The following is a 22,022-nucleotide window of genomic DNA, read 5'->3' as shown; positions in this document are numbered from 1 at the left end:
CGCTGCCGGCCAACATTTCACAAACCAGGAGAAGGGCTTCCCGCAATGACCATGGTGACAGGCGAGGCCAGTCCGGTCCGCCAGCCACACGCGAAGCGTTCCGAACTGCTCCGGCAGATTTGGGACAGCCGGTTCGACTACCTCTATGTGCTACCCGCCATTGTGGTGATGCTGGTCGTCATTGCCTACCCGATTTACTACACGGTCGACCTGTCCTTCTTCAAAACGCCGCCCGGCCTGCAACTGAAGGACAAGAGCTTCGTCGGGATTGACAACTACACGACCATCCTGACCAGCGGCGTGTTCTGGCGGGTCACGCTCAACACGGTGATTTGGACGCTGGCCTCGACCCTGATCGCGTTCGTGCTGGGTTTTGCGCTGGCACTCTCCCTGCACCGCGATTTCTTCGGGCGCGGCATGATGCGCGCCATCTTCATCGTGCCCTGGGTGATCAGCGCCGTTGCCGCCTCCTACATCTGGAAATGGATGTATCATTCGGACTTCGGCATCATCGGCGTGGTGCTCGTGCAACTGGGCATCGTGGACCGTCCGCCGAATTTCATTGACAGCGTAAGCACTGTCCTGGCCTCGCTGATTGTTGTCAACATCTGGCGCGAGTTTCCGTTCGCGATGATCATGATGATGGCCGGACTACAGACCGTTCCGGAGCAACTCCTGCGTGCCGCGCAGGTCGATGGCGCCTCGGCATGGCAACGCTTTTGGCACGTCACCTTTCCGCACCTGCGCGGGGTCTCAACGGTCACCGTTCTGCTGCTCGCCGTCGCGAACTTCAACTCCTTCATCATACCCTGGATCATGACCGGCGGCGGTCCCTCGAATGCCTCCCACATCTGGATCACGCACATCTACGAGCTTGCCTTCGGACGCCAGCGGTGGGGCGTGGCATCGGCCTACTCGGTGCTGCTGTTCATCATCTTGATGACGCTCGGCTATTTCTATGTGCGCGCACTCAGCCAGGGCGAACGACGGGAACACGAGGCATGAACTCGCAAGCTGGTCCCTCCCGCCGCGGGCGAATTGACGGCTGGCGCGGGGGTGGCCGCTTTTTCCTATTGTTCATGCTGCTTTACACGGCAGTTCCGATGATCTGGATGATGCTGACATCGATCAAGTCGAGCTTCGCGGCCATGGCCTATCCTCCCGAATGGTGGCCGAGTGAGCCCACGCTGGCGAGTTATCGGAATCTGCTCGATCCCCAAAACAGCGTCGGCCGGGACTTCCTGCAATTCTTCTGGAACAGCCTGGTCGTCTCGACGCTGACCACGATCCTTGCGGTCCTGGTCGCGGTGCCAGCCGCCTACGCCTTCTCGCGCTTCCGATTTCCGGGGCGGCAATTCCTGTTCTTTTCGGTGTTGCTGCGCAACATGTTCCCGGCAGTCATCTTCCTTGTGCCGCTCTTCATCCTAATGCGCTTCCTGGGCTTGGTGAACACCCACGGGTCGCTGGTCCTCACCTACCTGACCTTCGGCCTGCCGCTCGCTATCTGGCTGCTCAAGGGGTTCTACGACAACATCCCGGTACAGCTCGAACAGGCGGCGCGCATCGACGGCGCGACGCGGCTACAGGCGTTTGTCCTGATTGTCATGCCGCTTTCGGTGCCTGGGATCATCGCGACGGCGATCTATTCCTTCATCGGTGCATGGAACGAATACATCTACGCCTACACGTTCCTATCCAAGAACGAACAACTAACCCTGCCGGTCGGCGTGCAGCGGTTCTTCTCCGAGAACACGACCGACTTCCCGGGACTGATGGCCGCGAGCTTCATGATGAGCGTGCCGGTCGTGGTTCTGTTCCTCGTCCTCCAGAAATACTTCGTGCGCGCGCTCACCGAAGGCGCGGTCAAACACTAGGAAACATTGGGAACAGGAGCTCATGGCCCACGTGATCCTCAAAGATCTCGTCAAGACCTATGGAGCGGTCTATGCGGTGAGGAACGTATCGCTGACGGTGAACGACGGAGAGTTCGTTGCACTCGTCGGCCCGTCGGGGTGCGGCAAGACCACGACGCTGAACCTGGTGGCCGGCCTCATTCCGATCTCCAGCGGCGACATCGTAATTGGCGACCGCGTCGTCAACGATCTCGATCCGAAGGACCGGGACATCGCGATGGTGTTCCAGAACTACGCGCTGTATCCAAACAAGACCGTCTACAAGAACCTCGCCTTTCCCCTGCAGATGCGCAGGATGCCGTCGTCGGCGATAGACGAGAAAGTGCGCGACGCGGCGCGCATGTTGGACATCTCACACCTTCTCGAGCGCCGGCCCCGGGAACTGTCAGGAGGCCAGCAGCAGCGCGTGGCGCTGGGCCGCGCGCTCGTTCGCGATCCCGCCGTCTTCCTGATGGACGAGCCGCTGTCCAATCTCGATGCGAAACTGCGCGTGCAAATGCGGTCCGAGATCAAGCGATTCCACCAGGATTTCGACGCTACGATCATTTACGTGACCCACGACCAACTTGAGGCGGTCACGATGGCCGACAAGATGGCCGTGATGAACGGCGGCTATCTGCAGCAGTATGACACACCGGCACAGGTGTTCGCCAACCCCATGAACCTGTTCGTCGCCAGCTTTGTCGGGAGTCCAGCCATGAGCCTCATCCCACTCGAGGCGACGACGGCCGGTGGTCGGACGGTGCTGACAAGCGCCGAGAAATGGACCGTCGAGCTTTCAGACCAGAATGCCCGAAAGGCGCAGAGTGCGACCTCAAGGAAGATCGTGCTCGGCGCGCGCCACTCGGCGATCCGCCTGCACAGATCGCAGGTCGCTGCGAGCGTACCGGCCAAGGTCTACACGGTCGAGCCCACCGGCGACGTGACCTTCGTGCAGGTTTTCCTGTCGGGAGCGATAGTCAACATCAGCCTACCGCCAACGTTCAATGTCGAACCGGACGAGCAGGTGTGGCTCGAGTTCGACCAGAATCGCATGCATCTCTTCGATGGAGAGACCGAACTGGCGCTAAAAGTCTGATCATGCAGCCGAAGCTCAAGATCACCGCAATCAAGCCCTATCCGGTCTGGGTAGGCACCCGCAACCAGTTGATCGTCAAGGTCGAAACCGACCAGGGCGTGTACGGCTGGGGTGAAAGCGGCCTGTCGTCGCGCGAGAAGGCTGTGGTGGGCGCCATCGAGCACTACCGCGATTTTCTCATCGGACAGGACGCGATGCAGATCGGCCGCATATGGCAGGAAATGTACCGCAGCCAGTACTTCGAAGGCGGCCGTGTCCTGCAGGCCGCCATCTCGGCGATCGACATCGCCCTGCACGACATCAAGGGCAAGGCGCTCGGAGTGCCGATTTATGAACTGCTCGGAGGCAAGCAACGCGATCTCATTCCGACATTCGCGACCACGCGGTCGGAAGCTTCGAGCGCGCAGGTCGTCGAGCAGGTTGTCGAACTCAGGGAACTGGGATGGCAGGCGATCCGCCTCATCCCAGCCGGCCAGAGGTCCGACAATGTCTACGAGCCGCGCGCGAGTATCGCCGAGACCGCCAAATGGACCGTCAAGTGCCGGGAGGCGGTGGCGGACGAGGTTGTCCTTGGCGTCGACTTCCATCACCGGCTGAGCGTGGCGGAGGCCGGCAGCTACTGCCAGAAGATGCCACGTGGGACGCTGGATTTCCTCGAAGAGCCCATTCGCGACGAAACGCCTGGCGCCTACGAAGCATTGCGGAAGCTGACCGACATCCCCTTTGCTATCGGCGAGGAGTTCTCCTCAAAATGGCAATTCCTGCCCTTCATCGAGAGGGACATCGCGCAATTCAACCGCATCGACGTCTGCAATGTCGGGGGCCTAACCGAGGCAATGAAAGTCGCTGGTTGGACCGAAGCCCACTACATCGACATGATGCCCCACAACCCGCTTGGCCCTATCTGCACCGCGGCCACGGTCCATTTTGCGGCCGCTGTTCCGAACTTCGCCTGGTTGGAGACACGCGCTTCGCCGGGAGAACTCTATCACGGCTTCGACAACCCCGAGTTGTTTCCAGGGCTTCTCACACTGGAAGGGGCTTACTATCGCGTCAGCGGCAGGCCGGGGCTTGGCGTCGACGTCAACGAGCAACTGGTGGCGAAGCAAAGCTACAAGCAGTGGGAAGCGCCGCACCTGGTACGCAGGGACGGCTCGGTCACGAACTGGTGAGGGAGCCGGACATGGACATCGCCAAAATCAAACGCCCCTCCTGGGACCTGGTCGATAGGGTTCGCGAGGTGGGCGCCGCCACCGCGAGCGCGACGCTAGCGCATATGGGCATCCGCAACTGCTTTATGGAAGGTCCAGTTGCGCGCTCGCCCGGCCAGGTGGTTGCCGGGCCATGCGTGACGTTGCAAATGATGCCGAAGCGCGAAGACCTGCTTGAGGAAGGCGAATATACCGACGTTGAAAAGCAGTTGCACCGGCACGTTCTCTACCAGGTCGAGGAAGGCGACATCGTGGTCGTAGATGCCCGCGGCGACATGACCTCTGGTATCTTCGGCGACATGATGATGACCTACTTCAAGGGGCTGAGGGGCGCCGGCGTGGTCATCGACGGCTGCGTGCGCGATTGGGCCAAGGTGCAGAGGCTTGGCATCCCGATGTGGCTGAGGGGGGTCACGCCGAACTATCACGCGCAGACGGCGCTGATGCCGTTCGCGGTCAATGTGCCGGTGGCCTGCGGTGGCGTGACAGTAATCCCCGGCGATGTCATTGTCGCCGACGACGACGGTGCAGTCTGCGTCCCTGTTGCCGTTGCCGAAGCCATGATCGTCAAGGCCCACAAGGATCATGGCTGGGAAGAGTTCTCGCGTGAGAAGCTTCTCGCCGGCGAATCGCTCAAGCGCTACTACCCGCTGCATCAGGATGCCTGGCCGGAATACGAGGCATGGCTGGCCGAGCGGGCGTCGAAGGACTCGCCCCGGTGATATCCCTTTCCGCACACCGACGCAGGCACCCTCGCAGCAAAATGGCAAGCTCGCACCCACCCTTGCCCAATCGAGCGTGGCATCTTCACTCACACCAAAGGCTATGGGGGAAAAATGTCCGTTGCCGACACGATTGAAAATGCGGTGCGTCGCGCATCCGAACCGTCGCGGCTGAGGATAACCGATATCCGCGTCGCCACGATCCGGGCGCAGGGCATTCACCCGCTCCTGAAGATTGAGACCAATCAGGGGGTGTACGGACTGGGCGAGGTGCGCGACGGCGCCCATCCCGATACGGCAATGCGGCTGAAGCCGCTGCTGATTGGCCAGAACCCCTGCAATGTCGAGTACCTGTTCCGTCGGATCAAGCGCTATGGCGGCGAGAGCCGGGAAGCAGGTGGCGTCTGCGCCGTCGAGATCGCGCTGATGGATCTGGTCGGCAAGGTGTACGGGGTGCCGTGCTACCAACTGCTCGGCGGAAAATTCCGCGACAGGGTGCGCATCTACGGCGATACGCCATCGCCCGACGAGCCGACCCCCGAAGCGTTCGCCGGGGTTGTCCGGTCACGACGCAGGCTGGGGCTGGACTTCATCAAATTCGACTTGTCGGCTCGGATGTTTGAATCTGTGCCGGGTGCAATGGTCGGCTCGGACACCCGACACGAATATCCACAGTACCGTCAATTCCACACTCCGGGCCGTGGCGCCGGAGCGCGGATTAGCGCGCGGGGCTTGGACCTCGTCCACGACATCTGCCGGGCGGTGCGTGACGAGGTCGGCCCCGATGTGTCGCTCTGCACCGACCATTTCGGCGAAGGATTCGTAACTGCCGACGAGGCGATCCGAATCGGCCGCGCGGTCGAGCCGTTCAACCTTGCCTGGATCGAAGACGTATTGCCCTGGACCGACATCGCAGGTCACAGGCGGGTGGCCGATGCGCTGCTGACGCCAGTCGCTGCGGGCGAGGATCTGTATCTGTTCGAAGGCTTTCGCGAGGCGATCGAGACTCGCGCTTTCGACATCATCCATCCCGACATGCTTTCCTCGGGCGGCCTGACGGAAACCAAAAAAATCGCCGACCATGCCGAGCGCCATGGCATTCCGACGGCCTTGCATGCCTGCTGCTCGCCGGTGGCATTCATGGCCAATGTTCACCTTGGAGTGGCGCTAGCCAGCCTGATGGCGGTCGAGCATCACGCATTGGATGTGCCGTGGTGGATCGACATCGTCACCGGGATCTCGTCTGACTACCTGTCAGATGGCTACGTCGCCGTCCCTGAAACTCCGGGTCTGGGCATCGACCTGAACGAGGATGTCATCCGCGAGCATCTTTTGCCCTGGTCAGGCTATTTCGAGCCGTCAGAACAGTGGAATACCGAGCGCGTCGGCTTCCTGGGACATTTGGTCTATTAGACCTCATCCGGCAATAGATGAAGCGATTCGAATATGATGAATGGCCGGTTGCCGAACCTACCGCGATTCAAGTTTGTATTGGCCGAAAGCTCAAGACGAGACGGTCCGTGAAGCCGTCTTGCCTCAAGTATACGATGGGCTCCACGGTGGCAATCTAAGGTTTCAAGCCGTCCCGCTCTAAAAGGTTGGCGACGGCCGACAGCGCATAGGATTCGTCCTGAATTTTTGCCACTGAAAGAGGCATGCCCGGCTGGCCAGACCCATCCTCGACGGGAGCGGTTATGAGGCATACCACGTCTCCCCCCGGCTTCAGTGCATCTTTGGATTTGGCACACAATCTCCGCCGACAAGTTCAGAACCACATCGATGTCCGCGACCTCGCCCGAAAAATCGGTCCTGCCCTAGGAAATAACTATGTCGGTGCCGAGGGATGCAATTTACCCGCAGGCGCGGACGGCTTCACGCTGACATTGCGTGACAACGCCCTCGTCCGCATTTCCGGAGGAACGCGCCGTCCAGGTCGACGATTTGCTCGGGCCCGAATGCATGTCATTGCCTCATTTCGGTACCCACGAACCGCTTCGGAGCTTCCCGAGAGCTCAACTGGTTGAACTCGCGTGAGACGGTCTCGAGTTGCTTGCACATTGCAAACTCGAACAAAATATGCATTCTCGCGCTGAGAAAAGCTTTTCCCATTGAGTCCCTGTGTCTAGATCGGGCCGTATTGCGATTGGGCGAGAAAAGCTTTTCCCAACGAGCAAAAATCCGAGCTTGCTAAAGGGAGGAACCTATGAGCTTGCGGATGTTGAGGACCTGCCGGGTAGCGCTGGCGGGCCTGCTGGTGGCTATTGCTCTGCCGGCAATGGCCGAAGACCTGCAGATGTGGGAGCGGAGTGGCGGCAATGCCGGCATGGTCGACGCCCTGGTCGCCGCGTGGAATACCAAAAACCCCGACCGAAAGATCAATCTAACCTACATCCCTCATACCGAGATGGTGCCGAAGATCGCGCAGGCGATCGCCAGCGGCGAGGTGCCCGACCTGATGGGTATGGACCTGATCTACGGCCCGCAGTTCGAAGCTGCGGGACAACTCGTCGACATCACCGATAAGATCAAGGACTGGCCGGAACTCAAGACGGCTAGCCCGGGACATATGGCCGTATCGACGTATGACGGCCGCATCTACGGTGTGCCGCTCTATGCCGACGTGTCGGCGCTGTTCTACAACAAGGACCTGTTCCGCAAGGCCGGCCTCGATCCGGACAAGCCGCCGACAAGCCTCGCCGAGATCCGCGAATATGCCGACAAGATCACCGCGCTCGGCGGTGACGTGAAGGGCTATTTCCTGCCTGGTTCCTGTGCGGGCTGCAACATCTTCACCGTAGGCCCGCTGATGTGGGCTTCCGGCGCCACCATAGAGCCGAAGGATGCCAATGACGAGCCGCTGCAAGGCGACGGCGTTAAAGAAGTGCTGCAATGGGCCCGCGACATGATCAAGGCGGGCAACGTGCATGAGGACGCGCGCGCAGAGACAGGCGAGACATTTCACCTGCGGTTTGGCTCCGGCAAGATAGGCATGATGGGGACGGGCAACTTTAACATCACGCTTGCCAAGGAGCAGAACCCCGGGATGGACTTCGGCATCGCGCTGCTACCCGGCGCGAAGAGCGGCGAGGTGGCGTCGTTTGCGGGCGGTGACATCGTCACCATCCCCAACGGCAGCAAGCGCGTCGACGACGCGATCGACTTCATGAAGTTCCTGCTCTCGGACGAGACCCAGGTAGAGGTCTATGCCAAGATGCTCAACATGACGACGCGCGGCGACATGGCAGACAACAAGTACTTCCAGGCCGAGCCCAAGGTGCAGGACGTTGCCAAGGCAATCGCAGTCGCGAAGACGCCTTACACGCTAAGATTCTTCGAGCTGATAAACTCGCCGCAAGGCCCGTGGCTGCAGATGCTCCAACGCGCCTACTACGAGGACACCGACATCGACACGATCATCTCGGATGCGAAGGCGCAGATGAAGGCCATTGCGGCAGAGTAGAATTGCGCATGCAAGCGAGGCGCCGAAACACGACGCCTCGCCTCGAATGCAGACTGGGCGGAACCGGACAGGCGGAACAGATGCGAGGCCGCACGAACAGGATTGTCGGATTTCTTTACGTTGCGCCGGCGCTCGCCTTTGTGCTGGTCTTCACCGCGTACCCCCTGGCCCAGATGGTCTGGATGTCGCTGCACAACTGGTCGCTGATCTCAGCAAAGAAATATGTCGGCGTGGGCAATTTCACGAAGGCGTGGAACGACCCACAGTTCTGGACCTCTCTGGAATTCACGCTGAAATATACACTGATCATAACGCCTATCCTGATGGTGCTCGGCTATCTCCTTGCCTTGCTCACCGCCGAAAACAGACCGCTCAGGCAGTTCACGCGCAGCGTCGTGTTCCTGCCTGTCGTCATTGGCCTGGGCGCGTCGAGCCTGCTCTGGTACTGGCTGTTCAGCTACGATTTCGGGCTGATCAACCGCGCCCTGATGGACTTCGGCGTAATCGCCAGGCCGGTCGTCTGGTTTGGCGCCGACGCAACCATCTCGATGTGGGCGGTGATCGCCTCGATCGTGTGGAAGGTGGTCGGCTTCGGCACCATCCTGTTCGTCGCTGCAATCCATGCAGTGCCGAGCGAGATCAACGAGGCGGCCATGGTCGACGGCGCGAGCTACTGGCAACGGGTGCGCAGGATCACGCTGCCGCTCACCGCCAGGACGATCCTGCTGGTCACCTTGATCAGCGTCATCGGTTCGCTGCTCGCCTTCGACCAGTTCTACATCATGACCGCCGGCCAGCCGCGCAACCTGACCGCCACCTCGGTCTTCCTGATATACCTGAATTCATTTCCTTACCTGAAGCTCGGCTATGGTGCGGCGCTGTCGCTCATCCTCGCCTTTATCATTCTCGTCTGTACCTTGTTGCAGATGCTGATCAGCCGTCGGAGCCACGCATGAGCGCGCTCCCCGACATGGCCCAGGACATGGCGCGCCACTCGCCAGCCCGAGGGGCTATGTCTGGCTTCCTCGAGCACTCCCTGCTTGGGCGCCGCAAATATCTAGTCTCCGCAATATGCCTGGCGGTCTGTACCGTCATGCTGCTCCCAATGCTTGCCTCGGTGCTTGCCTCGCTCAAGTCGACGCAAGAGGCCGCAGCGGTGCCACCGACCTACTTCCCTTCCGGCCTCAGCCTCGACAGCTACATTCGCCTGTGGAACTACCAGGCCGGGCTGCCGACCTACTTCGCCAACAGCCTTGGCGCTGCACTGTTGACGATCGGCTTCTGCCTTGCTTTGACGGTTCCGGCCGGCTACGGGCTGGCGAAGTTCCGCATCCCCGGCAAGGAAGCAATCTTCGTCGTGCTCCTGCTCGGCCTGATCGTGCCCTACCAGGCGCTGCTCACGCCGCTCTTCTTCTTGTTCGTTCAGCTCAAGCTGCACAATTCGCTGGTTGGCCTCGCCATCGTCCATACGGCGATCCAACTGCCTTTCAGCATCTATGTGATGCGCAACGCCTTCGAGGCGGTGCCGCACGAGCTTGAAGAGGCGGCGACCATGGACGGCTGCAACAGCTTCCAGGTACTGGTGCACATCTGCCTGCCTGCCGTGGTGCCGGCGATGATCACCGTCTCACTGTTCGCCTTCATCACGTCGTGGAACGAACTGCTCGCAGCTCTCGTGATCATGAACAAGGACACGTCCTTCACGCTGCCGCTGATCCTCGCTGCGGCCCGGCAACAGACCAGCATCGGCGGAACCGACTGGGGCATGCTCCAGGCCGGCATCACCATCTCGATCATCCCCTGCATGGCCTTCTATCTGCTGCTGCAGAAATACTACATGGCCGGCTTCCTCACGGGCGCGGTGAAGTAGCATGCACGATGTCGATCAGCCGCCTCCGGAAGACCGCTCGCCGTTGCTGACCTTCGGCGGCACGCCAACCATCCGCGATGTGGCGCGCATGGCAGAAGTATCGATCGGCACGGCATCGAAGGCGCTGAATGCAGGCGGCCGGCTAAGCCAGGAGACGCGCGACAAGGTCCTGCGCGTGGCACGCGAGATCGGCTACCGGCCGAACGATCTGGCGCAGAGCCTGCATCGCGCGAAATCACGCACCATCGGCATCATCTCCAACGACAGTTTTGGACGCTTCACCTTTCCGATCGTGGAGGCGCTGGAAGAGCGTCTGGCGGAAGATGGTATCGCTGTTTTCATGTGCAACGCCACCGACGATCCGGCTCGCGAACGGCAGCATCTCGACCAGCTTCTTCGCAAACGCATAGACGGGCTGGTGGTCACGGCGCGGCGCGCAGACATGCGTGCTGCAATCGACCCGCTCGCGCACGGTCTGCCGGTCATCTACGTCTTCTCGCAAGCCGATGACGCCGGCGCCCTGTCGCTGCTGCCCGATGACGAGGGTGGAGCAAGGCTAGCCGTCGCGCATCTGGCGTCGCTTGGTCGAAAGCGTATCGCACATGTCACCGGGCCGGAGCGCTTCGAGGCCGTAAGGCTTAGGTGCGCGGGCTACCGCTCCGCCCTGTCCGAAGCCGGGCTGCCGGAGATCGATGGCTTTTACCTTTCCGGTGTCTGGTCGGAGGCCTGGGGACGAGAGGCCATGGCGAAGCTGTTTGCCACTCCGCGAAGGCCGGATGCAGTCTTCTGCGGCAACGACCAGATCGCCCGCGGCGCGACGGACGCGCTGCGCGAGATGGGGGTCGGCGTTCCCGCCGAGGTCGCAATCGTCGGCTTCGACAACTGGGATGTCATGGCGCTGGCGGCGCGGCCGGCGCTGACCAGCGTCGACATGAACCTCAAGGCGCTGGGGCGCGAGGCGGGTGACAGCCTGCTCGAGATGATCGGTGGAAAGAGGCTGAGCGGCGTCAGGCGCCGGCCCTGTTCACTGGTCGTGCGGGCGTCTTCGACGTCCTGAATGCGCGAGGACATATTCGTTGGCGTGGAGATGTGCGAATGAACGCGTTTAAGCCGGTCCGTTTCGTCGATGTGGCGCTGGAAGGCAATTTCTGGCGCGAACGGCTGGAGACGGTGCTGACGCGGACCATTCCCAGCCAGCACGTCCAACTCGGAAAGCACGGCATACTGGAATCGCTGACTCTGCCCAACCCGGCCCCGCCGTTGCGCTACCCACGCAACGAGCACGATTTTACCGTGCAAGTGTTCTGGGATTCCGATGTCGGCAAATGGATCGAGGCGGCTTCCTACGCGCTGTCGCATCGCCGCGACGCCGACATCGAGTCAAAGATCGAAAAAATCACGGACGATCTCGAGAAAGCGCAGGCTCCCGACGGCTATCTCAATTGCTGGTACCTGCAGCGCGAGCCCGACAAGCGCTGGACCAACTTGCGCGATAACCATGAGCTCTACAATCTCGGTCATCTGCTCGAAGGTGGCATTGCCTATTTCATCGCCACCGGCAGGCGACGCCTGCTCGGCATTCTTGAACGCTATGTCGAGCATGTGCGCCAGACCTTTGGCCCCGACCCCGGACAGAAGCGCGGCTATTGCGGCCATCAGGAGATCGAGCTGGCGTTGATCAAACTCTACCGGCTGACTGGAGAGAGAAAGCATCTGGACCTCGCTGCATACTTCATCAATGAGCGTGGCCGCCAGCCCCACTATTTCGATCACGAAGCTGACGCGCGAGGGGAAAGCCCGAGGGGTTTTTGGGCGAAGAGCTACGAATACAACCAGTCGCACAGGCCGGTGCGCGAGCAGACAAAGGTGGTCGGCCACGCGGTGCGCGCGATGTATATGTTCTCCGCCATGGCCGATCTTGCCGCAGAGTTGAACGACGATAGCCTCAAGCGCGCCTGTGAGGTCTTGTGGGACGACGTCATGGCGTCGAAGATCTACATCACCTCGGGCCTCGGCCCGGCCGCCGCGAACGAAGGTTTTACAGAGGACTACGACCTTCCCAACGACACGGCCTATGCCGAGACCTGCGCTTCCGTCGCGCTGATCTTCTGGGCGCAGCGTATGCTGCATCTCGACCTCGACGGACGCTACGCGGATGTAATGGAACAGGCGCTGTTCAATGGCGCGCTGACCGGCCTATCGCGTGATGGCGAGCACTATTTCTATTCAAATCCGCTCGAAAGCGACGGCCGCCACAGCCGGTGGACGTGGCATACCTGCCCCTGCTGTACGATGAATTCGTCGCGCCTGGTGGCGTCGGTTGGCGGCTATTTTGTCTCGGCCAGCGAGGATACGGTGGCCTTCCACCTCTACGGAGGCATTGCGACGACGGTCCATCTCTCCGGAAACAAGGTATTCCTCCGCGAGACCAGCACCTATCCGTGGTCGGGCTCGATCAGGATCGAAGTCGACCCAGAGGCTCCCGCTGCCTTCACTGTCAAGCTCCGTATCCCCGGCTGGGCGCAGGGTGCCGCCGCTTCGGTCAATGGCGAATCGGTCGACGTTAAGAGCGGCACCAAGGCGGGCTATCTGTCGGTCAGGCGTTCCTGGCGGAAAGGGGACAGGATCGCGCTCGAATTACCAATGCCGCCCGAACGCATCTATGCGCATCCTTCGGTTAAAGAAGACCTCGGCCGTGTGGCCCTGAAGCGCGGGCCCCTGATTTATTGTGTCGAGGAAGTCGACAATCCTGGCGGATGCGTTCAGCAACTTGAATTATCGCGCGAAGCTAGGGTCGACATCGAGGAGCGAAGCGATATCTTTGATGGCGTCGTCATCCTAACGGCTGCCGCGCAACGCGCCGAGGGCGAGGACTGGGGCAAGAGCCTTTACCGAAATACGCCGCCATCGGTAACAGTTTGCAAATTGACGGCACTTCCCTACTACCTGTGGAGCAATAGAGCGAAAGGTTCCATGCAAGTCTGGATCTGCGAACGTGACCAGCCCCGCGCATCTGAATGACGTGCCGGAGCCCGTTCTCAAGTTGCCCTTCGGCATGCAAATCGAGGGAGATCATTCCTCCACCGGCACATATCCGATCTCGACCTATGCCGAAGCCGCCCGTGAGACGGGCAGTATCACTGCCGCTATCCGAACTCTTTCCAACGCGACTCGGGCAAGACCTGGGGAGCGCATGTGACGCGCTTCCGTCCCCGGCCGAAACTCGAACCCTATCGCGACACGTCCCGCAAGCGATGGCTGCGCCTCGAACCCGAGGCACTGCCGTTGTTCAAGGAGATGATCGCTGCCGGCCAGAATAGCGTCGACGAAGAGAAACAGTGTCCGCTGCGCGTAGCGATTGGTTTTCAATCACTTATCCGCGCTACATGTAGCATTGATGTAGCAAAAATGCACGGCATAATCTGTCGTGAGTTGTCGTCCCGGAGTGTGATTGTGCACTAAAGAGCCTCGGTGGACAGCATGAAATTTCACCACCGCTAGATCTGCCCAATGTTAAGGCGCCAAGACTAATCTTTTGTCACCCGCACAGCGATTCCGTCCAACTTCCATGTCAATATGGCCCACTGGCGACTGAATTCTCGTTTGGCATATGTCTTGCTTAATCCTCTGATGTGCAGAGCGTCTAGGGTTCCGGCCGCAACTAAGTGGTGCTGGTCCGAGAGACGCGACCGCCGACGATGCATCGAGGCATCCGGCGGAACACGGCGGGCCAAAATCCCGGGAGAACCCTGCACGGGTTTGCTGGCGCGAACCTTTTCCCGGTTGCGCGCTCCGCGAACCCCAAACAAAAGTCCGGACGCAACCCGGACCGCGAACAGGGGTACGTGAATGCTTCGCAAACTGGCCGGTATAATCCTAGCCGCCTCACTCAGCCTTCCTATCATTTCCGCCGCGGACGCCGCGCCCAAGAAGGACTTCAAGATCTGCTGGTCGATCTATGTCGGCTGGATGCCCTGGGATTACCTTTCCGAGAGCGGCATCATGAAGAAATGGGCCGACAAATACGACATCAATGTCGAGCTCACCCGCATCAACGACTATGTCGAGTCGATCAACCAATACACGGCCGGCGGCTTCGACGGCTGCTCTATGACCAATATGGACGCGCTGTCGATTCCCGCCGGCGGCGGCGTCGACACCACGGCGCTGATCATCGGCGATTTCTCCAACGGCAATGACGCGGTGATCCTCAAGGACAAGTCCGCGCTCGCCGACATTGCCGGCCAGAAGGTCAATCTGGTCGAGCTTTCCGTCTCGCACTACCTGCTGGCTCGCGCGCTGGAAACCGTCAAGCTCGCCGAGAAGGACATCACGGTGGTGAACACCTCCGACGCCGACATGGTCGCGGCCTACGGCACGGCGGACGTCACGTCGGTCGTCACCTGGAATCCCCTCGTCTCCGAGATCCTGGCGATGCCAGGCGCCACCAAGGTCTTCGATTCCTCCCAGATCCCAGGCGAGATCATCGACATGATGGTCGTCAACACCGAGACGCTGAAGGATAATCCGGCACTGGGTAAGGCGCTGGCAGGTGCCTGGTACGAAGTCATGGGGCGGATGGCGTCCGGTTCGCCCGAAGGCAAGGCGGCCAAGGAGGAGATGGCCAAGGCCTCCGGCACCGACCTGGCCGGCTTCGACGCGCAGCTTGCCTCGACCCAGATGTTCTTTGAGGCCGCCAAGGCCGTCGACTTCACCAAAAGCCCAGAACTGCCGAAGACGATGGATCTTGTCCGCAACTTCCTGTTCGACCACGGCATCCTCGGCACCAACGCGACCAGCGTCGACATGGTCGGCATGAGCTTCGCCGACGGTTCGACTTTGGGCGACGCCAACAATGTCAAGCTGCGGTTCGACCCGGACTACATGGCGGAGGCCGCGGAAGGGAAACTCTGAGGCGGCGTGCGCGGACATGCTGTCCAGAGGGTCCGGCGCGATGGGTGCGGTGGTCGACGCTGGCAGGCCGGAGGCGCCACAGCCGGTGCGTCAGCCAAAGGCCCGGCTGCGGCTCGTCAACGCCAAGGTTTCGCGCGGGGCCGCCCTGTTTCTCGGCACCCTGCCGTTCCTTGCCGTGGCGATCGCCTATCTTGCCGCATCGGGCGAGAGGCTGTCGCTCAACCCGAACGACAAGCTGCTGCCGTCGCCCGCCCAAATGGCGCGGGCGTTTCTCGACCTCGCCGCGGTTCCCGACAAGCGTTCCGGCGATCTCCTCCTGTGGGTCGACACCTTTGCGAGCCTGCTCAGGCTGTTTGCCGGCGTGGGCATCGCGACGCTAGCGGCCCTGACGCTCGGTATCGCCATCGGCTTCATCCCGCGCGTAAAGGCGTTTCTCCTCCCCTTCGTCACGGTCGTCTGCGTCATCCCGCCTTTGGCTCTGCTGCCGATCCTGTTCATCGTGCTCGGCCTTGGCGAGACGGCGAAGATCACCTTGATCGCCGTCGGCGTCGCCCCAGTGATGGTGCGCGATATCGCCAACCGCGTCATGGAACTGCCCGCCGAACTTGTCGCCAAGGCACAGACGCTTGGCGGCAACAGCTGGACGATGGTGCTGCGGCTGGTGCTGCCGCAGGTGATGCCGCGCCTGATCACCTGCGTGCGGCTGGCGCTCGGACCGGCCTGGCTGTTCCTTATCGCCGCCGAGGCCGTCGCCTCGACCGAGGGCCTCGGCTACCGTATTTTCCTAGTCCGCCGCTACCTGTCGATGGACATCATCCTTCCATACGTCGCCTGGATCACGCTGCTTGCCGTCACCACCGACTGGCTGCTGATGCGGCTTTCGCACGCGATCTCCCCCTGGGCCTACCCGGTGGAGGGCAAGTGAGCCGTATCGTTGTTCATGCGCTCGAAAAGAACTACGGCGATGCCCGCGTGCTGGAGCGCGTCAACGTCACCGCCGAGCCCGGCGAGTTCCTGTCGCTGGTCGGGGCCAGCGGCTGCGGTAAATCGACCTTCCTGCGCATCCTGCTCGGCCAGGAGCAGCAGAGCGGCGGTGTGATCGTGGTCGAGGACCGGCCGATCGTGCCGCAGCCGACGCCACAGCGCGGCATAGTCTTCCAGCGCTATTCGGTGTTCCCGCATCTGACCGCCCTGCAGAACCTGATGCTGGTCGAGGATTTTCGCTCCGGCGGCCCGTTTGGCCGCGTCTTCGGCGTCCGCCGCAAGAGCGCGCGCGAGGAAGCCGAACACATACTGGAGCGGGTCGGCCTCGCCCACGCACGCGACCTTTATCCGGCGTCGCTGTCGGGCGGCATGCAGCAGCGGCTGGCCATCGCGCAGACCCTTCTCGGCCGGCCGAAAATCCTGCTCCTCGACGAGCCTTTCGGTGCGCTCGATCCGGGCATCCGCGCCGAGATGCATGAGCTGCTCACCGAATTGTGGACCGAACACGGCATGACCGTGGTCATGGTCACCCATGACATCGGCGAGGCGTTCAAGCTTGGCACCCGCGTGCTGGTCTTCGACAAGGTGCGCCACGACCCGCAGTTCCCGTCGGCCTATGGAGCGACGATCACCTACGATCTGAAGCTCGACCGCAAGAACCGGGCTTCCCAAAAGGACGTGGCTGAAGTGGCCGCGATGGTCGGGACGGCCCGGCTGAAAACCGCCGATGCGGCGACGACGCCGCAAGGGAGACCTTGAATGTCCAAAAACATCCCCGAACGCGGCCATCGCCGCGCGGGCCTTTTCACCCGCGAACAGGCACGGCGCCTCCATCATCCCGATTTCGACGCCCGTGCAACGCAGGGCTGGAAGTCGATCGAGGCCGAGGGGAGGCTGCCCGAAACCGGCTGGCGCAAGGAGCAGCAATGGGCGCTCGACATGGGCCTGCCGGGCTCGGATTCCATCGTCGACAAGTCGATCCCAACGTTCGCGCGCGGAGAACTGCCGCATTTCGCCGGTATCAACACCTTCCTCAAGGCGCCCTATGTCGAGAACGTCCGCGACGTCGGCAAATATGACGCGGCCGTCATGGGCATACCCTTCGACAGCGGTACCACCTACCGTCCGGGAACCCGTTTCGGGCCGCAAGGCATACGCCGCATCTCGGCGCTCTACACGCCCTACAATTACGAACTCGGCGTCGACCTGCGCGAGCAGATGACGCTGTGCGACGCCGGCGACGTCTTCACCATTCCGGCGAACCTGGAAAAGAGCTTCGACCAGATCACCAAGGGCGTCAGCCACGTCGCATCGTCGGGCGCGCTGCCGATCATGCTCGGCGGCGACCATTCGATCGGCTTCCCCTGCGTGCGCGGCATTGCCGACGTGACCTCCAAGAAGATCGGCATCATCCATTTCGACCGCCACATCGACATCCAGGAAAAGGACCTCGACGAGCGCATGCACACGACGCCCTGGTACTGGGCGACTAACCTGCCGAATGTCCCGGCAACCAACCTCGTGCAGCTCGGCATCGGCGGCTGGCAGGTTCCACGCTACGGCGTGGCGGAAGCCAGGAAACGCGGCACCAATGTGCTCACCATTTCCGACATCGAGCAGATGGGGCTGGAGAAGACGGCCGAGGTCGCCCTGGAACTCGCATGGAAAGGCACTGACGCCGTCTACATCTCCTTTGACGTCGACAGCGTCGACTGCGGTTTCGTGCCGGGCACCGGCTGGCCCGAACCCGGCGGCTTCCTGCCGCGCGAGGCGCTGAAACTGCTCGGGATGGTGACCGCGCCCGGCATATGCGGCCTGGAGGTGGTGGAGGTCTCGCCGCCCTACGACACCTCAGACATCACGGCGCTGTTTGGCGTGCGCGTCGTCGTGGAGGCGCTGGGCTCGATGGTGGCCCACGGCAATCTCGGCAAACACAAGGCGATCATCGACAAGCCGGCGAGTTTTTGAGCATGCACAACGATCTTCACCACCATCATCATGACCATGGCGACGGCCATCACCATAATTATGGGCCGAACGGCCACCATCATTCGCACCCGCCCGGCCATAACGGCCCCGCCGGCAAACCGCTGCAGTGGCAGACGCCGCACCTGCCGGCGGACCATGCGAAGGAGCATCCGGTCGACCCGGGAGCCGTCGATCTCGACCTCGTCGAGACGGCCTTCCTCGAAGGGTTTTCACGCGCGCCCGATCCGTCGAGCTTCCTGCGGCTGGCGGGCATCCCTTTCGTGAGCGAATCCGGCGACGGCACGCGGCTGCATCTGCTTCGCGTCGAGACCGAGGACATGGTCGATGTCGGCGCGGTCATGCCGCTGGTCGGCGGCGCCGGCGTCGCCTACCACCCGCTGCCGGCCCGGCTGACCTCGCATCGGCGGCGTCTCGCCTTCGTCTATCACGACGGTGCGGCACAAAGGCGTCTCGGCTTCGCCGCCGCCCGCGCGCTCAGTGACCGTTCCGCGACCTCGCAATTTGCCGTTCCCGGCCACTGATGCCGAACCCCTTCAACAAAGAGGCACGATCATGAAAATCTCCTCCAAACTCCCCCTCGCGGCGCTGTCGCTGACGGCGGTGCTGATGCCGTCGCTAGTCTTCGCCCATCCCGGCGCAGACCATGTCCATGGACTGCTCGTGGGTCTCGAACATCCGCTGTTCGGCATCGACCACCTGCTCGCCATGGTGGCGATCGGCATGATTGCCGCGCGCAGCGGCAGAGCCGGCTTTCTCGTCGTTCCGCCGGCATTCGTGCTGGCAATGATGGCGGGCGCCGCGCTGGGCATTGTCGGTTTCGAACTGCCCTCCCTTGAGACCGGCATCGCTTTGTCGCTGGTCGTCTTCGGCGCCATGGTTGCGCTGGCAAGGCCGCTGCCTTTGGCGGCGGCCGCATTGCTCGCTTCGGTCTTCGGACTCTTCCACGGCAACGCCCATGGGCTTGCAACTCCTGAGACCACCAGCGGCCTCGCCTATGCCGCCGGCTTCGTCTTCGCCACCTCGGCCCTGCATGCGGCGGGCGTGCTGTCTGCGGTCAAGCTTGCCGGCCGATCGCACATGGTCCGCGCGGCCGGTGCTGCCACGTCGCTCGTCGGCATGGGGATGGCTTTCCAGGCCTTCTGACCGGCAGCGGAAGCTTTCGCCAATCGTGGAAAGACTGCAATGATGCGAAATTGCCTAGTCGTCTTACGGCGTCTTCGCGGCGTCTTGTACCGGGTCTTGAAGGTCCGCGCCGAGCGGCTGTAGGCTGGATGCTCTCGCTCTGAAGCCGAAGTTGTCGAGGGGCAAGATGTTCTGACCGAAATCTTCTGCAGGCGCGACAAGGCGGGCTTGCAGTCTCTTGCTGGACTGTCTGCCTGTACAACACGCGACTAGGCATCCTCCACCCGCGGCCGTCACCCGCAACGCGTTCGCTGGACCTCACCTCATTGCCGAATAGTGATTCCGACCGCCACACGGCTTGCAATGCTTGCGCCGATATCTGCCCGTCCAACGCGCTGGATCCGGTGCCCGGGGATACCGAGAATTTCCCAGCTGCAAGACTGCCAGACTTGCTTTATGCGCGAACTCTAGTGCCGTGCGGACGCGTGGTTCGTCGCGCCCGACTGCTAGGCGAAATGATCTCGGGCGGGTCGAAGCGGTGGATTGCCTCGTTCAGCGCCTCGACGCAGAAGTCGGTCTCGAGCGTGTTCGAGATACGCCAGGCCAGCACCTTGCGGCTGAACCAGTCCATGATCGCGACCAGATAGAGGAATCCCCTGCGCATCGGCAGTGGAGTAAGAAGCGCTGCTGCGCTTCTCCTCCCCGAACCGTACGTGCACCTTTCAGCGCATACGGCTCTCTATTCAATTTTGGCCCATGGCCATAGCAACATCATGATAGTTTGAGGTGACAGTGCTGCGAGATTCGCTCCGGAAGATGTATGGATTGATCTCCGGGTTCCGCCATCGGAACTGCGCCTTGGGACTCGATACCATTCGGCGCAGCGCTTTGCCGACACGGTTTCCGCGTTCACTTCGTCCGTAGACGAGCCAGGTTTTTGCCTTGCCCGCATCCGGCGCTCGATACCAGCTCCGCATCAGGGGCTTGATGCGTGACCGATATTTTCGCGCCAGCCAGTGCGCCAGTTTCCAGAACACGACATGGTCGATGTGCCGGAAGGTGCGTGCTGTGAAGTCGGTGAACTTGTAGAAGGCCGCCCATCCCGCCAGTTGACGGTTCAGGCGGTCCACCATGTCGACCTTGCCAACATCATGATTGCCGGAAAGGGTCTCGGTCAGTTTGCGAACAAACGCCTTGGCCTTTTGACGACGGACATGTGCCCGTTCGACCCTCGCTTGCGAATGATCCGATGCCCCAGAAAGACGAACCCGTCATCGACATGGGTGATATGGGTCTTTTCCATATTCAACGTCAGCTTCAGGCGGTCTTCCAGAAAGGCCCGGCATTCCTCGCGGATTTCCTCGGCATGAAGCCTCGGCCCTTTGACGATGACGACGAAGTCATCGGCATAGCGACAATAGGCAATCGCAGGTTTCCATTGCCGGTTCTCTCGAACCGTGATGGGGCGTCCCTGCTGAATGCCGAAGTTCCATGCCCAGCGATCCTTGCGGGCTTTCCGGTTCAGGTATTTCGCCTCCAGCCACGCATTAAACTCGTGGAGCATGATGTTGGACAGGAGCGGCGACAGCACGCCGCCTTGCGGAACACCCTCGCTGGACGCCGTAAACAGACCACGATCGATGTGGCCCGCCTTCAGGATTCGCCAGAGTAGATCAACAAACCGTCCGTCCTGCACCCGTCGTCGCACGCATCGCAGAAGCAACCGGTGATGAACGGTGTCGAAGTAGCTTGCCAGATCACCTTCGATGATCCAGCGGCCCCTCGTCGCATCCGTGCCATCCTGAAGCTGCAACTTCACGGTGCGAACGGCATGGTGCACGCTGCGTTCCGGCCGGAAGCCATAGGACAGGCGATGGAAGTCGCTTTCCCAGATCGGCTCCATGGCCATCAGCATGGCACGCTGGACAATGCGGTCTGTCAGGGTCGGTATACCCAGTGGTCGTAGCTTGCCATTGGCTTTCGGGATATAGATCCGCTTGACCGGCTTCGGGCGATAGGTGCCCTTCAGCAGGTTCATCCGCAGGTCGGCCAGATGGCGATCCAGCCCGGCCTGCATGCGTTGCTTATCCATTCCGTCAATGCCCGGCGTCCGGGCGCCACTTGACGCCAGAACGATCCGGGCAGCCTCGGCAAGCCATTCCCGATCGGCAATGAGCCGAAGAAGACGATCGAACCGCCGGTCCGGATCGCTTTCAGCCCATGTTGCGAGCTTGTGCTGCATTTCGCTGATTATCAAAGGTCTTCACCTCATTTGGTCAGGTAATTTGCACTCCAAGCAGATTGAACTGTTCCCCTTCGCCATGTGGCAGGCTTTCCCTGCCGCAGACTACTACGGGAACTCCGCCAGCATGATGGACATCAGGGTCAACTCCCTTGCGACGCAGAACATCGGGGCATTCCATCATGCCTTCCCTCGTTCATATGCTGGACATTCCACGCACTGGGGAGGTTGCCGGTCGCAGTCCTTGTCCTTGCGTCCCGCAAGTCGATGCCGCTGCCATGATTTGGCTGTGCTCTCCCCATGGCTCCCTGCAGGCGACCTACATATACGCCCACATTCGGATGCCGCCGACATACCTCTCCGGCGACCTCATCAGCATTTCGCCTGTTAAGCCGTGTAGGCGAAGGCGACATTTCAGCCCTCGGATGCGGATTAACCGGTTCGTGTTCCTCAACCTTCCAGTGCTACAGCCTCGGGAACCATCTCGGCGTAACGGCTTCGCCTCAATTCCCTTTAC

At 61.5% G+C, this 22,022-nt stretch carries 21 protein-coding genes and 1 riboswitch; of the genes, 18 read left to right on the top strand and 3 right to left on the bottom strand.

Going from position 1 to position 22,022, the window contains the following annotated elements:
• Positions 1-45: 45 nt before the first annotated feature.
• The 18 genes from ABMA59_RS34195 (at position 46) to ABMA59_RS34110 (ending at position 19,284) form a co-directional block, all read left to right on the top strand.
• On the top strand, positions 46-1,005 hold the full coding sequence (locus tag ABMA59_RS34195; protein ID WP_349009827.1) for a carbohydrate ABC transporter permease: 960 nt from the start codon (positions 46-48) through the stop codon (positions 1,003-1,005).
• Positions 1,002-1,874, top strand: a complete 873-nt coding sequence (locus tag ABMA59_RS34190; RefSeq protein ID WP_349009826.1) for a carbohydrate ABC transporter permease — start codon at positions 1,002-1,004, stop codon at positions 1,872-1,874. The genes ABMA59_RS34195 and ABMA59_RS34190 overlap by 4 nt, the downstream gene beginning before the upstream one ends.
• Positions 1,875-1,896: 22 nt before the next feature.
• Positions 1,897-2,991: an ABC transporter ATP-binding protein gene (locus ABMA59_RS34185; RefSeq protein ID WP_349009825.1), complete on the top strand. Its 1,095-nt coding sequence runs from the start codon at positions 1,897-1,899 to the stop codon at positions 2,989-2,991.
• A gap of 2 nt (positions 2,992-2,993) precedes the next feature.
• Positions 2,994-4,163, top strand: a complete 1,170-nt coding sequence (locus tag ABMA59_RS34180) for a mandelate racemase/muconate lactonizing enzyme family protein (RefSeq protein WP_349009824.1) — start codon at positions 2,994-2,996, stop codon at positions 4,161-4,163.
• 11 nt (positions 4,164-4,174) lie between these two features.
• Positions 4,175-4,924 (top strand): RraA family protein, encoded by a 750-nt coding sequence (locus ABMA59_RS34175; protein WP_349009823.1) that lies wholly within the window; start codon positions 4,175-4,177, stop codon positions 4,922-4,924.
• A 114-nt stretch (positions 4,925-5,038) separates the two neighbouring features.
• Positions 5,039-6,337, top strand: coding sequence for a mandelate racemase/muconate lactonizing enzyme family protein (locus ABMA59_RS34170; protein WP_349009822.1), 1,299 nt, complete (start codon positions 5,039-5,041; stop codon positions 6,335-6,337).
• Between the two features lie 790 nt (positions 6,338-7,127).
• On the top strand, positions 7,128-8,384 hold the full coding sequence (locus ABMA59_RS34165; protein WP_349009821.1) for an ABC transporter substrate-binding protein: 1,257 nt from the start codon (positions 7,128-7,130) through the stop codon (positions 8,382-8,384).
• Between the two features lie 80 nt (positions 8,385-8,464).
• Positions 8,465-9,340, top strand: a complete 876-nt coding sequence (locus tag ABMA59_RS34160; RefSeq protein WP_349009820.1) for a carbohydrate ABC transporter permease — start codon at positions 8,465-8,467, stop codon at positions 9,338-9,340.
• Positions 9,337-10,254 carry a carbohydrate ABC transporter permease gene (locus tag ABMA59_RS34155; RefSeq protein ID WP_349009819.1) on the top strand — a complete coding sequence of 306 codons (918 nt, stop codon included), beginning with the start codon at positions 9,337-9,339 and terminating at the stop codon, positions 10,252-10,254. Before ABMA59_RS34160 ends, ABMA59_RS34155 begins: the two co-directional genes overlap by 4 nt.
• Position 10,255: 1 nt before the next feature.
• Positions 10,256-11,311 (top strand): LacI family DNA-binding transcriptional regulator, encoded by a 1,056-nt coding sequence (locus ABMA59_RS34150; RefSeq protein WP_349009818.1) that lies wholly within the window; start codon positions 10,256-10,258, stop codon positions 11,309-11,311.
• 38 nt (positions 11,312-11,349) lie between these two features.
• Entirely contained in the window at positions 11,350-13,275 is a 1,926-nt protein-coding gene (locus ABMA59_RS34145; protein ID WP_349009817.1) for a glycoside hydrolase family 127 protein, read from the top strand.
• The gene (locus ABMA59_RS34140; protein ID WP_349009816.1) at positions 13,250-13,453 is read left to right on the top strand and encodes a DUF2958 domain-containing protein; all 204 of its coding nucleotides are present in this window, start codon (positions 13,250-13,252) and stop codon (positions 13,451-13,453) included. Before ABMA59_RS34145 ends, ABMA59_RS34140 begins: the two co-directional genes overlap by 26 nt.
• A 433-nt stretch (positions 13,454-13,886) precedes the next feature.
• Positions 13,887-14,001, top strand: a riboswitch (guanidine-I (ykkC/yxkD leader).
• A 102-nt stretch (positions 14,002-14,103) separates the two neighbouring features.
• Positions 14,104-15,168 (top strand): putative urea ABC transporter substrate-binding protein, encoded by a 1,065-nt coding sequence (locus ABMA59_RS34135; RefSeq protein ID WP_349009815.1) that lies wholly within the window; start codon positions 14,104-14,106, stop codon positions 15,166-15,168.
• Positions 15,169-15,274: 106 nt separating this feature from the next.
• Positions 15,275-16,093: an ABC transporter permease gene (locus ABMA59_RS34130; protein ID WP_349009839.1), complete on the top strand. Its 819-nt coding sequence runs from the start codon at positions 15,275-15,277 to the stop codon at positions 16,091-16,093.
• Positions 16,090-16,911, top strand: coding sequence for an ABC transporter ATP-binding protein (locus ABMA59_RS34125; protein WP_349009814.1), 822 nt, complete (start codon positions 16,090-16,092; stop codon positions 16,909-16,911). Before ABMA59_RS34130 ends, ABMA59_RS34125 begins: the two co-directional genes overlap by 4 nt.
• Complete coding sequence (locus ABMA59_RS34120) at positions 16,912-18,120, top strand: agmatinase family protein (protein ID WP_349009813.1); 1,209 nt, start codon at positions 16,912-16,914, stop codon at positions 18,118-18,120.
• Positions 18,121-18,122: 2 nt separating this feature from the next.
• Positions 18,123-18,662: a hypothetical protein gene (locus ABMA59_RS34115; protein WP_349009812.1), complete on the top strand. Its 540-nt coding sequence runs from the start codon at positions 18,123-18,125 to the stop codon at positions 18,660-18,662.
• A gap of 31 nt (positions 18,663-18,693) precedes the next feature.
• Entirely contained in the window at positions 18,694-19,284 is a 591-nt protein-coding gene (locus ABMA59_RS34110; protein WP_349009811.1) for a HupE/UreJ family protein, read from the top strand.
• 433 nt (positions 19,285-19,717) lie between these two features.
• Here the strand turns inward: ABMA59_RS34110 and ABMA59_RS34105 are convergent, their stop codons facing one another.
• The 3 genes from ABMA59_RS34105 to ltrA form a co-directional block, all read right to left on the bottom strand.
• The gene (locus tag ABMA59_RS34105; protein WP_425476037.1) at positions 19,718-19,927 is read right to left on the bottom strand and encodes a DDE-type integrase/transposase/recombinase; all 210 of its coding nucleotides are present in this window, start codon (positions 19,925-19,927) and stop codon (positions 19,718-19,720) included.
• Between the two features lie 79 nt (positions 19,928-20,006).
• Positions 20,007-20,441 (bottom strand): group II intron maturase-specific domain-containing protein, encoded by a 435-nt coding sequence (locus tag ABMA59_RS37450; protein WP_425476038.1) that lies wholly within the window; start codon positions 20,439-20,441, stop codon positions 20,007-20,009.
• Entirely contained in the window at positions 20,438-21,505 is a 1,068-nt protein-coding gene (ltrA, locus tag ABMA59_RS34100; protein ID WP_425476036.1) for a group II intron reverse transcriptase/maturase, read from the bottom strand. The genes ABMA59_RS37450 and ltrA overlap by 4 nt, the downstream gene beginning before the upstream one ends.
• Positions 21,506-22,022 lie beyond the last annotated feature (517 nt).

The sequence above is a fragment of the Mesorhizobium yinganensis genome, from assembly GCF_040081985.1.
In the GTDB taxonomy this organism is placed as follows: domain Bacteria; phylum Pseudomonadota; class Alphaproteobacteria; order Rhizobiales; family Rhizobiaceae; genus Kumtagia; species Kumtagia yinganensis.
This window is presented reverse-complemented; position numbering and strand designations above follow the sequence as displayed.

What these genes read in the sequence shown, in the direction of transcription:
- ABMA59_RS34150 (WP_349009818.1), top strand. Translation starts at nt 10,256, where the DNA reads ATGCACGATGTCGATCAGCCGCCTCCGGAAGACCGCTCGCCGTTGCTG.
- ABMA59_RS34145 (WP_349009817.1), top strand. Translation starts at nt 11,350, where the DNA reads ATGAACGCGTTTAAGCCGGTCCGTTTCGTCGATGTGGCGCTGGAAGGC.
- ltrA (WP_425476036.1), bottom strand. Translation starts at nt 21,505, where the DNA reads ATGCAGCACAAGCTCGCAACATGGGCTGAAAGCGATCCGGACCGGCGG.
- ABMA59_RS34105 (WP_425476037.1), bottom strand. Translation starts at nt 19,927, where the DNA reads ATGCGCAGGGGATTCCTCTATCTGGTCGCGATCATGGACTGGTTCAGC.
- ABMA59_RS34160 (WP_349009820.1), top strand. Translation starts at nt 8,465, where the DNA reads ATGCGAGGCCGCACGAACAGGATTGTCGGATTTCTTTACGTTGCGCCG.
- ABMA59_RS34120 (WP_349009813.1), top strand. Translation starts at nt 16,912, where the DNA reads ATGTCCAAAAACATCCCCGAACGCGGCCATCGCCGCGCGGGCCTTTTC.
- ABMA59_RS34170 (WP_349009822.1), top strand. Translation starts at nt 5,039, where the DNA reads ATGTCCGTTGCCGACACGATTGAAAATGCGGTGCGTCGCGCATCCGAA.
- ABMA59_RS34110 (WP_349009811.1), top strand. Translation starts at nt 18,694, where the DNA reads ATGAAAATCTCCTCCAAACTCCCCCTCGCGGCGCTGTCGCTGACGGCG.
- ABMA59_RS34190 (WP_349009826.1), top strand. Translation starts at nt 1,002, where the DNA reads ATGAACTCGCAAGCTGGTCCCTCCCGCCGCGGGCGAATTGACGGCTGG.
- ABMA59_RS34175 (WP_349009823.1), top strand. Translation starts at nt 4,175, where the DNA reads ATGGACATCGCCAAAATCAAACGCCCCTCCTGGGACCTGGTCGATAGG.
- ABMA59_RS34135 (WP_349009815.1), top strand. Translation starts at nt 14,104, where the DNA reads ATGCTTCGCAAACTGGCCGGTATAATCCTAGCCGCCTCACTCAGCCTT.
- ABMA59_RS34180 (WP_349009824.1), top strand. Translation starts at nt 2,994, where the DNA reads ATGCAGCCGAAGCTCAAGATCACCGCAATCAAGCCCTATCCGGTCTGG.
- ABMA59_RS34185 (WP_349009825.1), top strand. Translation starts at nt 1,897, where the DNA reads ATGGCCCACGTGATCCTCAAAGATCTCGTCAAGACCTATGGAGCGGTC.
- ABMA59_RS34165 (WP_349009821.1), top strand. Translation starts at nt 7,128, where the DNA reads ATGAGCTTGCGGATGTTGAGGACCTGCCGGGTAGCGCTGGCGGGCCTG.
- ABMA59_RS34115 (WP_349009812.1), top strand. Translation starts at nt 18,123, where the DNA reads ATGCACAACGATCTTCACCACCATCATCATGACCATGGCGACGGCCAT.
- ABMA59_RS34195 (WP_349009827.1), top strand. Translation starts at nt 46, where the DNA reads ATGACCATGGTGACAGGCGAGGCCAGTCCGGTCCGCCAGCCACACGCG.
- ABMA59_RS34155 (WP_349009819.1), top strand. Translation starts at nt 9,337, where the DNA reads ATGAGCGCGCTCCCCGACATGGCCCAGGACATGGCGCGCCACTCGCCA.